We start from the raw sequence: 12689 nt of genomic DNA on the forward strand, positions 1-12689 counted from the left end.
GGTTTAAAATAATTTGGTCAAGCCCTCGACCTATTAGTATCAGTCAGCTTAATACATTACTGCACTTACACCTCTGACCTATCAACCTCGTGTTCTTCAAGGGGTCTTACTAGCTTACGCTATGGGAAATCTAATCTTGAGGTGGGCTTCACGCTTAGATGCTTTCAGCGTTTATCCCGTCCCGACATAGCTACCCAGCAATGCCACTGGCGTGACAACTGGTACACCAGAGGTCAGTCCATCCCGGTCCTCTCGTACTAGGGACAGCTCCTCTCAAATTTCCTACGCCCGCGACGGATAGGGACCGAACTGTCTCACGACGTTCTGAACCCAGCTCGCGTGCCGCTTTAATGGGCGAACAGCCCAACCCTTGGGACCTACTTCAGCCCCAGGATGCGACGAGCCGACATCGAGGTGCCAAACCTCCCCGTCGATGTGGACTCTTGGGGGAGATCAGCCTGTTATCCCCGAGGTAGCTTTTATCCGTTGAGCGATGGCCCTCCCACGAGGTACCACCGGATCACTAAGTCCGACTTTCGTCCCTGCTCCACTTGTAGGTGTCGCAGTCAGGCTCCCTTCTGCCTTTGCACTCTTCGAACGATTTCCGACCGTTCTGAGGGAACCTTTGAGCGCCTCCGTTACTTTTTAGGAGGCGACCGCCCCAGTCAAACTGCCCACCTAACAATGTCCGGCACCCAGTTTCATGGGTATCCGTTAGAACCTCAGTACTGTCAGGGTGGTATCCCAAGGATGACTCCACTGAAGCTGACGCCCCAGTTTCTCAGTCTCCCACCTATCCTGTACAGACAATACCGAAATTCAATGCTAAGCTACAGTAAAGCTCTACGGGGTCTTTCCGTCCAATCGCGGGTAGCCAGCATCTTCACTGGCACTACAATTTCGCCGGATTTGCAGTTGAGACAGTGCCCAAGTCATTACGCCATTCGTGCGGGTCAGAACTTACCTGACAAGGAATTTCGCTACCTTAGGACCGTTATAGTTACGGCCGCCGTTTACTGGGGCTTAAGTTCATGCCTTCGCTTGCGCTAAGCATTCCCCTTAACCTTCCAGCACCGGGCAGGCGTCAGCCCCTATACTTCAGCTTTCGCTTTAGCAGAGACCTGTGTTTTTGCTAAACAGTTGCTTGGGCCTATTCTCTGCGGCCTACTTGCGTAGGCACCCCTTCTCCCGAAGTTACGGGGTCAATTTGCCGAGTTCCTTAACTGCAATTCTTCCGATGGTCTTAGGATTCTCTCCTCATCTACCTGTGTCGGTTTGCGGTACGGGCACTATTTTGCTCCCTAGAGGCTTTTCTTGGCAGCGTGGAATCAGATACTTCGGTCAAAATGACCTTCCCCATCACACCTCAGAATTGTCTGAACGGATTTTCCTATCCAGACTCCCTAAGTGCTTAGACTAGCATCCAATAGCTAGCACATCTTATCCTCCTGCGTCACCCCATTGGTAATAACGCTACATAGTGGTATCGGAATATCAACCGATTGTCCATCGCCTACGCCTTTCGGCCTCGGCTTAGGTCCCGACTAACCCTGGGCGGACGAACCTTCCCCAGGAAACCTTAGATTTTCGACCACTAGGATTCTCACCTAGTTCTCGCTACTTATGCCAACATTCTCACTCCTGTACCGTCCACCGCTCCTTTCGGTACGACTTCAGCCAGTACAGGACGCTCCTCTACCGCGTACATAAATGTACACCCATAGCTTCGGTGATAGATTTTAGCCCCGAACATCTTCGGCGCGGGATCTCTCGACTAGTGAGCTATTACGCACTCTTTTAATGAGTGGCTGCTTCTAAGCCAACATCCTAGTTGTCTTTGAAATCCCACATCCTTTTCCACTTAATCTATACTTTGGGACCTTAGCTGATGGTCTGGGCTGTTTCCCTTTTGACTACGGGCCTTATCACTCGCAGTCTGACTGCCGGACTAATAGTATGTGGCATTCGGAGTTTGATAGAGTTTGGTAACCTATACGGCCCCTAGCCCATTCAGTGCTCTACCTCCACTACTCATATCTGACGCTAGCCCTAAAGCTATTTCGAGGAGAACCAGCTATCTCCGGGTTCGATTGGAATTTCTCCGCTATCCACAGCTCATCCCATGGTTTTTCAACACCAATTTGGTTCGGTCCTCCACAGAATTTTACTTCTGCTTCAACCTGGCCATGGATAGGTCACCCGGTTTCGGGTCTACGACATGCAACTATTTGCCCTATTAAGACTCGGTTTCCCTTCGGCTCCGTACCTTAAGTACTTAACCTCGCTACATATCGTAACTCGTTGGCTCGTTCTACAAAAAGCACGTCATCACACACATAAGGTGCTTTGACCGGTTGTAGGCACACGGTTTCAGGTTCTATTTCACTCCCCTTCCGGGGTTCTTTTCACCTTTCCCTCACGGTACTTCTTCACTATCGGTCATCAAGTAGTATTTAGCCTTGGGAGGTGGTCCTCCCTGCTTCCCACAAGGTTTCACGTGTCTCGTGGTACTCTGGATCAGATCTTAGGCCTTCTTCTTTCGTCTACGTGGCTATTACACGCTGTGGCTCAACTTTCCAGTTGTATTCGACTAAAATACCGCCATATTAATGATCTGTCCACAACCCCAGAAATAAATTTCTGGTTTGGGCTCTTTCCCTTTCGCTCGCCGCTACTTAGGAAATCGAATTTTCTTTCTCTTCCTCCAGGTACTTAGATGTTTCAGTTCCCTGGGTGTACCCTTATATACCTATTTATTCAGTATACAATACATGGGGTTTACCCATGTGAGTTTCCTCATTCGGAAATCTTCGGTTCACAGCCTATTTGCGGCTACCCGAAGCTTATCGCAGCTTATCGCGTCCTTCGTCGGCTCTTGATGCCAAGGCATTCGCCATGTGCCCTTTGTAGCTTGACCTTCGTTCGTTATAATCGTCGCACTACTTCGCCAGCTGCCTCAGTCTGGTGCTCATTTACCATAGGTAAACTCCGCTCCTCCTTCGTTGCTTCCTCGTATTGCTAGATTCTAACTTCACTCAGAGAGTTTTTAAAAGTTTAATCATATTAAAATACAATTAAAACATAATAAATAATCAATGAGTTATCATTTCAATCTTACAAAAGATTTTTCTTTTTAAAGTTTTACTTTGCTTTTAAACCATATGCAGTTTTCAAAGAACATGGCCAGACATCCAAAATCTACGATTTTGAGATGGTCGGCTACTTCTCATGTAATGAGAAGCTCATTTTCGCTTTCATCTCCGTTAGGAGATGTTTCATTAAATCTTAAACTAAGACTTAATTCATGAAAGATACTTGATCTTTCAAAATTGAACAGAAAGATAAATTCCAGCTAGTACTAAGAGTTATAGACAAGCTACAATCTTAATACAGTTCTCCATAGAAAGGAGGTGATCCAGCCGCAGGTTCTCCTACGGCTACCTTGTTACGACTTCACCCCAATCGCTGACCCTACCTTCGGCCGCTGCCTCGCTTACGCGTTAGCGCACGGACTTCGGGTATTGCCAACTCTCATGGTGTGACGGGCGGTGTGTACAAGGCCCGGGAACGTATTCACCGCGACATTCTGATTCGCGATTACTAGCAACTCCGGCTTCATGTAGGCGAGTTTCAGCCTACAATCCGAACTGGGACGAGTTTTTTGAGTTTTGCTCCACCTCACGATATTGCATCTCGTTGTACTCGCCATTGTAGCACGTGTGTAGCCCTAGACATAAGGGGCATGATGATTTGACGTCATCCCCACCTTCCTCCTGGTTAACCCAGGCAGTCTCGCTAGAGTGCTCAACTAAATGGTAGCAACTAACAATAAGGGTTGCGCTCGTTGCGGGACTTAACCCAACATCTCACGACACGAGCTGACGACAACCATGCACCACCTGTCTTCCTGCCCCGAAGGGCTTCCCTAATTACAGGTAATTCAGGAGATGTCAAGTCTAGGTAAGGTTCTTCGCGTTGCTTCGAATTAAACCACATGCTCCGCTGCTTGTGCGGGCCCCCGTCAATTCCTTTGAGTTTTAATCTTGCGATCGTACTCCCCAGGCGGGATACTTAGTGTGTTAACGACGGCACGGAGGATTGGTATCCCCCACACCTAGTATCCATCGTTTACGGCGTGGACTACCAGGGTATCTAATCCTGTTTGCTCCCCACGCTTTCGAGCCTCAGCGTCAGTTATGGTCCAGAAAGTCGCCTTCGCCACTGGTGTTCTTCCTAATCTCTACGCATTTCACCGCTACACTAGGAATTCCACTTTCCTCTCCCACACTCTAGATACCCAGTTTGGAATGCAGCACCCGGGTTGAGCCCGGGTATTTCACATCCCACTTAAGTATCCGCCTACGCTCCCTTTACGCCCAGTAAATCCGGACAACGCTTGCCACCTACGTATTACCGCGGCTGCTGGCACGTAGTTAGCCGTGGCTTCCTCCTCGGGTACCGTCATTATCGTCCCCGAAGACAGAGCTTTACGACCCGAAGGCCTTCATCACTCACGCGGCGTTGCTGCATCAGGCTTTCGCCCATTGTGCAATATTCCCCACTGCTGCCTCCCGTAGGAGTCTGGGCCGTGTCTCAGTCCCAATGTGGCCGATCACCCTCTCAGGTCGGCTACGCATCGTGGCCTTGGTGAGCCGTTACCTCACCAACTAGCTAATGCGCCGCGGGTCCATCTCATAGCGGATTACTCCTTTAATAACTTTATCATGCGATAATGCTATGTTATGGGGTATTAATCTTCCTTTCGGAAGGCTATCCCCCTCTATGAGGCAGGTTACCCACGTGTTACTCACCCGTCCGCCGCTAAGTTATTCCCGAAGGAATAACTTCGCTCGACTTGCATGTGTTAAGCACGCCGCCAGCGTTCGTCCTGAGCCAGGATCAAACTCTCAATTTAAAAGTATATCCCAAATCTAGGATTTGGTATAGACTTTTACTTCTCAGCTTTGCTGAGTGAGTTTCCATTTTCAGAATATCTGAATCTGAATTCTCTAAGTAAGTTTAATCTACTCAATTACATAATTCAAAAGAATTGCTGGTCTTTATATATCTTTTCTGTTCAATTTTCAAAGATCATGTACTTCTGTGTTGAAGTACTTTGTAAGTATATCATCTGTTTTTTTAGTTGTCAACAAGTTTTTTAGAATTTTAAATCTTCTTATACATTGTAGTCAACTTTTGATGAATCTTGTGCGTCTCTCTCGAGTGCTCATTTATAATAACATTATATTATCTCGCTGCGATGGTTATTATAGTCCATTTAAGCTTATTATATTCCTTTTTCACCTATTTACTATTTATATCTAGATATATCTTAAGTGGATACACTAGGAAGTGTTTGTTTTAAATATATCACCATACATTCATTCATTATAAAAATCACACCTTGAATATTGATATTTAATTAAATAAAGAATTATATATTTAAAGTTTATATATAATTCTTTATTTATTAATCTGGTATATTTCATATAATAATATCTTGAAATACGAAAGTGCTAACTTATGTTTTATCCACACAGTATAATATTATTTTATATATGCCTACTTATTGTATTAAAAGTAATTTATTTTAAATTATTAACTAACTCTTTAAACTTATTTCCTCTAACCTCGAAATTTTTAAACATATCGAAACTTGCACAAGCTGGCGATAACACTACATTATCTTCATAATTTGATATTAATTGAGCCTTTGTCACGGCTTCTTCTAATGAATCAACTTCATATATAGGTATATCTATACCCTTAGCTTTTCTTAATTTTTCAAATGCCACTCTTATCTTTTCTTTTGTATTTCCAAGTAATATAATTGATTTTATATTATTGTAACCTTCATTTGCTAATGGTTCAAATGGTATGGCTTTATCATATCCTCCCGCAATTAATATAACCGGCTTTTCAAAAACAGATATAGTTGCAAGAGTTCTAGTAGGACTTGATCCTATAGAATCATTATAATATCTTACTCCCTTAACTTCTCTTACGAATTCATTTCTATGAGGAACACCCTTAAAACTGCTAAATACCTTTGCCATAGTCTCTTTGCTAACTTCATGCTCTACAGCTAAAAATGCAGCGATATAATTCTCTACATTGTGAATTCCTCTAATAGCCATATTCTTTTCTTCGCATATAGCCTCATCTTTTAAATATAAAATCCCATCCTTGTAGTAAGCTCCATCGCTTAGAGGTCTTTTGCTACTAAAAAATTCTACCTTGCCTTTAGCCTCATCCTTCATTTCATAAGTAATACTATTTTCTCTATTTAATATTAACAATCCCTGTCTATCTTGATTTAAAAATATATTCTTCTTAGATTCTATATATTCTTCCATACCTTTATGAATATCTAAATGATTCGGTGTAAGATTTGTTACAATTGAAACTTCTGGACAAACATCCATAGTCATTAATTGAAAACTAGATAGTTCTATTACCACTCTATCTTCCGGTTTTATTTTTTTTATATCTGAAAATAAAGGTGTACCTATATTACCACCTACCCAAGTCTTGTACCCTTGCTCTTTTAAAAGATTATATATTATTGTAGTAGTAGTAGTCTTTCCGTCACTACCAGTTACTCCATATATCTTCGCTGGGCAGTATCTTATAAACTCTTCCATTTCAGATGTTATATAGGAACCTTCACTTTTAGCTCTAAGAAGCTCCTTACTATCTATTCTCATAGATGGTGTTTTAAATATAACTTCAAAGTTAGAAAGCTTATCTAGGTAATCTTCCCCTAATACAAAATTTACAGACTTCGCTTCTAATTCTTTAACTATATCTCCTAGTTCTAATTCTGTTTTTTTATCAAAGGCTGTAACTTTAGCTCCCATATCAACTAAAAAACTTATAAGCGGTATATTACTTACCCCTACACCAACTACCGCAACTCTCTTACTTTTTATATATTCCTCAAACTCCTTGAATTTTTTCTTAGACATAACCTACCTCCAATTTAATAATAAGCCCTGTATTTTATATAACAAATTTTATATTTTAAAATATTACATCATGATAACATTTGTGTTTAAAATGATTCTATCATATTAATTAAAATAAGTTAAGAATTTGTAGCTTATATAATAGTAATTTGTGTTCATTTCTAATAATATATAGGTATAATTAATGTGTAAAGGTGGATTAAATATGGATAAAGAATTTAAAGGATATTACCGGTCACCAATTGGCATAATAGAAATATTAGCTAAAGATAAAGGCATATTTTCAATTAACTTCGTTGACAACTTAAGCGAATCTGTAACTAATGATTTAATTTTAAATTGTATTACTCAACTTGATGATTATTTTAAAGGGCTTAGAAAAGACTTCGATATAGATATGTTTTATAACAAAGGCACTCCTTTTCAGATAAAGGTTTGGAATGCATTAAAAACTATACCTTATGGATGCACTTGTAGCTATAAAGAAATAGCATATAAAATTGAAAATGAAAAGGCTGTTAGAGCCGTAGGTGGTGCTAACAATAAAAATAACCTTGCTATTATAATTCCCTGCCATAGGGTTATAGGTAGTAATGGTAATCTTATAGGGTATAACGGTGGGCTTTGGAAAAAGGAATGGCTTTTAAATCATGAAGGTAAATTCAAAAACTTATTATGATTTACTAAATAAAGACACCCTTAAATTAAATACAAAGACTGCTTAATTAATAGTTATTTATGAAATCTAATAAAATAAAAGACAAGTAAGGCTATAAAAATAACCCTACTTGCCTTTTAAGTATTTATATTGATTTAAATACAAATTAAAACTTCATCTTTAACTTTATAAATTCTGATAGTTCATCTATATTCATTCTTACCTGTTTCATTGTATCTCTATCTCTTATAGTAACAGTGTCATCTTCAAGAGTTTGGAAGTCTACTGTAATACAGTATGGTGTTCCTATTTCGTCTTCTCTTCTATATCTCTTACCTATACTTCCTGCTTCATCATAATCCACATTAAATTCTTCTCTTAATTTAGAATAAACTTCTGTAGATTTTTCAGAAAGCTTTTTACTAAGGGGTAACACTGCAGCTTTAAAAGGTGCTAAAGCTGGATGCAGGTGTAATACTGTCCTTACATCTCCACCTTCTAATTCCTCTTCTTCATAAGCTTCAGAAAGAAATGCTAATACAACTCTATCTGCTCCTAATGAAGGTTCTATGCAGTAAGGCACATATTTTTCATTTGTAGTAGGATCTAAATAACTCATATCTTCTCCTGAATTATCTGCATGTTTTTTCAAGTCATAATCTGTTCTATCTGCTATACCCCAAAGTTCGCCCCATCCAAATGGAAACAGGTATTCTATATCTGATGTAGCTTTACTATAAAATGAAAGTTCCTCTTTAGCATGATCTCTCATTCTTAAATTGTCTTTTCCCATTCCTAAATTTAATAGGAAGTTCCAGCAATAATCTCTCCAATATTCAAACCATTCTAAATCAGTACCTGGCTTACAAAAGAATTCCAATTCCATTTGTTCAAATTCTCTAGTTCTAAAAGTAAAGTTTCCAGGTGTTATCTCATTTCTAAAGGACTTACCTATTTGGCCTATACCAAATGGTATCTTTTTTCTTGAGGTTCTTTGTACATTTTTAAAGTTAACAAATATACCTTGAGCTGTTTCTGGTCTTAAATATATTTCTGATTTAGCATCTTCTGTTACTCCTTGAAAGGTTTTAAACATAAGGTTAAACTTTCTTATATCTGTAAAGTTTTTCTTTGCACATTTTGGACAATGTATGTCATTGCTATCAATGTACTCTTTTAATTCTTCGTTACTCCAACCATCAGCTGAAGCTACCTCTGCTCCATTTTCTGTCATATGATCTTCAACTAACTTATCTGCTCTAAATCTTGATTTGCATTCCTTACAATCCATGAGAGGATCAGAAAACCCGCCAATATGCCCTGAAGCAATCCACACTTCGTTATTCATAAGTATTGCACAGTCTACTCCAACATTATAAGGATTTCCCTGTACAAACTTTTGCCACCAAGCCTTTTTAACATTATTTTTAAGTTCTACGCCTAAAGGACCATAATCCCAAGAATTTGCAAGTCCTCCATATATCTCTGATCCTGGATATACAAATCCTCTTCCCTTACAAAGTCCTACAACTTTATCCATTGTTTTTTCAAACGTCATATAAGTTACCTCCTATTTATTATTAAAAATGGGTAATAAAAAAAGCCTTACCTAAAAGGGACGAAATATTTTCCGCGGTTCCACCCTTATTGGCAATAGCCCTACTTTAAAATGTAGTATCACTCAAAAGCTCCTTTCACTTTATTACAATAATGGTTTGCACCTTGTACCATCTCTCTAAAAAGTAATTAAAGTTACTATTCTTTATCATTGTGAAATTGTATTAAATTATTAATATCATACCAATGTCTATTTTTGAAGACCTTTAGTATATATGTAATTAATATATTAAAAAAATGGCTCCGCGAAGAGGATTCGAACCTCCAACCTATCGGTTAACAGCCGAGTGCTCCACCATTGAGCTATCGCGGAATATCATTACACTATCATTATATCAATTTATTTTTAAAATGCAACATATTTTTTAAAACTTTTTTTATAAAAAACAAGTTCTAAAAAATTATTTACATTTAGAACTTGTTTTATATCTTTTGTTAATTTTGTGGCTTCATTGTTGGGAATAATATAACGTCTCTTATAGAATGTGAATCTGTAAGAAACATTACTATCCTATCTATTCCTATTCCAAGTCCACCTGTAGGAGGCATTCCTGTTTCTAATGCGCTCATAAATTCTTCGTCTATTACGTAAGCTTCATCATCCCCAAGCTCTCTTTCTTTAGCTTGTTGATTAAATCTATCTCTTTGAACTATAGGATCATTTAATTCTGAGTAAGCATTACATATTTCTCTTCCATATATGAATCCTTCGAATCTTTCTGTATATTCTGGGTTTCCTCTCTTTTTCTTAGTAAGAGGTGAGATTTCTACAGGGTAATCACACACAAAAGTTGGTTGTATCAATTTTTCTTCTGCATATTCCTCAAATAAAGCATTTAATACATCTGCTTTAGTACAATCTTCTATTTCTTTTTTAAATTGCAAATGTTTTTCTTTAGCTATTGCTATTGCTTCTTCATTAGTTTTAATCTCGTTAAAATCTATATTTGCATATTCCTTAACTAAATCTACCATAGTAGCTCTTCTCCATGGTGGAGTAAGATTTATTTCTGTACCTTCGTAATTAACTACAGTTTTTTCATGAACCTTCTCACATGCATAAGCAACAAGGTTTTCTGTAAGTTCCATAATATCGTTATAATCTGCATAAGCTTCATATAATTCTATCATTGTAAATTCTGGGTTATGTCTTACATCAATTCCTTCATTTCTAAAGTTCTTACCCATATCGTAAACTTTTTCAAATCCTGCAACTATACATCTTTTTAAATATAGCTCTGTTGCTATTCTAAGATACATATCCATATCTAAAGCATTATGATGGGTTGAAAACGGTCTTGCAGCTGCTCCACCAGCAATAGGTGATAATATAGGTGTTTCAACTTCCAAGAATCCTCTATTATCTAGAAACTCTCTTATAGATTTTATTATTTTAGATCTCATTATAAACGTTTCTTTTACTTTTGGATTTGTTATTATATCAACTTCTCTTTGTCTATATCTTAAATCTGGATCTTTTAAACCATGCCACTTTTCTGGTAGTGGCTTTAAAGATTTACAAATTAATTGGTACTCTGAAACCTTAACACTTATTTCTTCTGTCCTTGTTTTGAAAACTTCACCAGTTACACTTATTAAATCTCCAATATCTAAAGATTTAAACTCTTTATGTTTTTCTTCACCTAATATATCTATTTTAATGAATAACTGAATTCTGCCATCTTTATCATGAATATCTGCAAAACCCGCTTTGCCTTGAACCCTTTTTGACATAAGTCTACCCGCAAGCTTTACTTCTTTTCCTTCTAATGTATCATAGTTGTCCTTAATCTGTAATGAAGTATGAGTTCTTTCAACTCTATAAACATCAAATGGATCCTTCCCATTTGATTGTAATTCTAATAGTTTTTCTCTTCTTAATGCTTCCTGCTCACCATACTTTTCTTCAAGTTCATTAATATTAACTTCTTCATTTGCCATTGGCTATCCCTCCATTAATCTTTGTTTAATCTCTTCTTATATTAAGTACCTCAAACTTACTTACACCTTCTGGAACATTTACTTCGATAATTTCCCCAACCTTTTTACCTACTAAAGAACTCCCTACAGGTGACTCATTAGATATCTTAAATTCCATAGGATCCGCTTCAGCTGACCCTACTATAGTATACTCTACTTCTTCATCAAATTCATAATCTTTAACCTTTACTATAGACCCAACAGATACAGCATCTGTAGTAATTTCATTTTCATCAATAACAGAAGCATTTTTTAGCATGTTTTCTAGTTGAAGAATTCTTCCTTCAACAAATGCTTGTTCATTCTTAGCTTCATCGTATTCTGAGTTTTCACTCAAATCTCCATAACCTAAAGCTACCTTTATCTTTTCTGTTATGTCTTTTCTTCTAACTGTCTTTAAGTGTTCTAATTCTTGCTCTAATTTTTTAACTCCCTCATAAGTCATTATATATTTCCTTGCCTCGTTCATTTTTTTCTCCCCTTTTAATTTAAATATATTTATATTTATATTTATACTCTATTATTAATAAAAGCTTGATTTATATATAAGTCAAGCACATTCTAATAATTATAAATCAGCTAAAATGTATTTGTCAACATACCCTTTTAAGCTATATATCTATTAGGTTTTCATTAAATTTTATTTTATGCATAAATACTCCATTATACCTTAAAGCACTTTCTACATCTTTTCCTTGCATTTGGCTCAGTATAGCTCCTATAAGCTCTGGAGATACATCACTTGAAAGTTCATTCCATTGGGTTTTAAATGATATGTCATTTATTACTGTGCCTTTTAATTTAAAAGATAAATCTCGATTGTTAATATACCATATATTATCACAATATTCATAACTTTTTTCCTTAGTACTTATAATAAAATCACATAATTTTAAAGCATATTTCTCATCACTAGTTACCTCTGGTGAAACTCCAAAGTTTGATATTATATTTTGTTGTATTTTTAAAGTTTCTTTTGTGTTCTTTGATAACAGTATTATATGTCTACAACTTTTAGAAACTTCTTTTAATATACCATATACTTTAGGATCTGAGGCTTCGTCTATTAATATAGTGCTATTTTTTAAAGATTTATTAGTTTTTCTAAGAATTAATTTTATGCTCTTAACTACACTATATGAAAAGAGTTCTTTTTGAAAGTCATTGGTAAAATAATAATCATATTCTCTAATACCTTTTGGACTTATAATAAAATCATTGCTTTTCATTTTATTTGTTACATTTTTTATATTATTTACGTAAGATACGTGGTGTTTATTTTGAGGTAACCTGCCACAATATATATTTAAATCTATTTCCTTAACATAAATTTTCTTATCTATACTACATTTCATTTTATCTGTAATTTTAGAAAATAGAGTTGATTTATCATAAGGAGTACCTCTTTTTTGAATACTTATATTTAATATATCTATCATAAGATTCACCTCATAATATTTATATTC

At 37.1% G+C, this 12689-nt stretch carries 6 protein-coding genes, 1 tRNA gene, 2 rRNA genes and 1 other annotated feature; of the genes, 1 reads left to right on the forward strand and 8 read right to left on the reverse strand.

Annotated features, from left to right (window positions below; genetic code table 11):
- Positions 1-13: 13 nt before the first annotated feature.
- From BV55_RS0103905 to murD, 3 genes are all read right to left on the reverse strand, one after another.
- Positions 14-2917, reverse strand: a 23S ribosomal RNA gene (locus tag BV55_RS0103905).
- Between the two features lie 486 nt (positions 2918-3403).
- Positions 3404-4915: ribosomal RNA gene (locus BV55_RS0103910) — 16S ribosomal RNA — on the reverse strand.
- The 16S and 23S rRNA genes sit together here, the layout of an rRNA operon.
- A gap of 670 nt (positions 4916-5585) precedes the next feature.
- Positions 5586-6968: a UDP-N-acetylmuramoyl-L-alanine--D-glutamate ligase gene (gene murD, locus BV55_RS0103915; RefSeq protein WP_029451471.1), complete on the reverse strand. Its 1383-nt coding sequence runs from the start codon at positions 6966-6968 to the stop codon at positions 5586-5588.
- A 205-nt stretch (positions 6969-7173) separates the two neighbouring features.
- Here murD and BV55_RS0103920 point away from each other — a divergent pair, with 205 nt between their 5' ends.
- Entirely contained in the window at positions 7174-7647 is a 474-nt protein-coding gene (locus BV55_RS0103920) for a methylated-DNA--[protein]-cysteine S-methyltransferase (protein WP_029451472.1), read from the forward strand.
- A 145-nt stretch (positions 7648-7792) separates the two neighbouring features.
- On the opposite strand, the gene BV55_RS0103925 is transcribed toward BV55_RS0103920, so the two are convergent.
- The 5 genes from BV55_RS0103925 to BV55_RS0103945 form a co-directional block, all read right to left on the reverse strand.
- Entirely contained in the window at positions 7793-9184 is a 1392-nt protein-coding gene (locus BV55_RS0103925) for a glycine--tRNA ligase (protein WP_029451473.1), read from the reverse strand.
- A 53-nt stretch (positions 9185-9237) separates the two neighbouring features.
- Positions 9238-9404: a binding site (T-box leader), on the reverse strand.
- Positions 9405-9481: 77 nt separating this feature from the next.
- A tRNA-Asn gene (locus tag BV55_RS0103930) sits at positions 9482-9556 on the reverse strand.
- A gap of 122 nt (positions 9557-9678) precedes the next feature.
- Positions 9679-11184, reverse strand: coding sequence for a lysine--tRNA ligase (gene lysS, locus BV55_RS0103935; protein WP_029451474.1), 1506 nt, complete (start codon positions 11182-11184; stop codon positions 9679-9681).
- Positions 11185-11209: 25 nt separating this feature from the next.
- Complete coding sequence (gene greA, locus BV55_RS0103940) at positions 11210-11692, reverse strand: transcription elongation factor GreA (RefSeq protein ID WP_029451475.1); 483 nt, start codon at positions 11690-11692, stop codon at positions 11210-11212.
- Between the two features lie 142 nt (positions 11693-11834).
- Complete coding sequence (locus BV55_RS0103945; protein WP_029451476.1) at positions 11835-12662, reverse strand: hypothetical protein; 828 nt, start codon at positions 12660-12662, stop codon at positions 11835-11837.
- Between the last annotated feature and the right edge of the window lie 27 nt (positions 12663-12689).

It is taken from the genome of Clostridium algidicarnis (assembly GCF_000703125.1).
Lineage (GTDB): Bacteria > Bacillota > Clostridia > Clostridiales > Clostridiaceae > Clostridium_L > Clostridium_L algidicarnis.

Coding starts and splice junctions, on each gene's coding strand:
- murD (WP_029451471.1), bottom strand. CDS start 6,968: ATGTCTAAGAAAAAATTCAAGGAGTTTGAGGAATATATAAAAAGTAAG.
- BV55_RS0103920 (WP_029451472.1), top strand. CDS start 7,174: ATGGATAAAGAATTTAAAGGATATTACCGGTCACCAATTGGCATAATA.
- BV55_RS0103925 (WP_029451473.1), bottom strand. CDS start 9,184: ATGACGTTTGAAAAAACAATGGATAAAGTTGTAGGACTTTGTAAGGGA.
- lysS (WP_029451474.1), bottom strand. CDS start 11,184: ATGGCAAATGAAGAAGTTAATATTAATGAACTTGAAGAAAAGTATGGT.
- greA (WP_029451475.1), bottom strand. CDS start 11,692: ATGAACGAGGCAAGGAAATATATAATGACTTATGAGGGAGTTAAAAAA.
- BV55_RS0103945 (WP_029451476.1), bottom strand. CDS start 12,662: ATGATAGATATATTAAATATAAGTATTCAAAAAAGAGGTACTCCTTAT.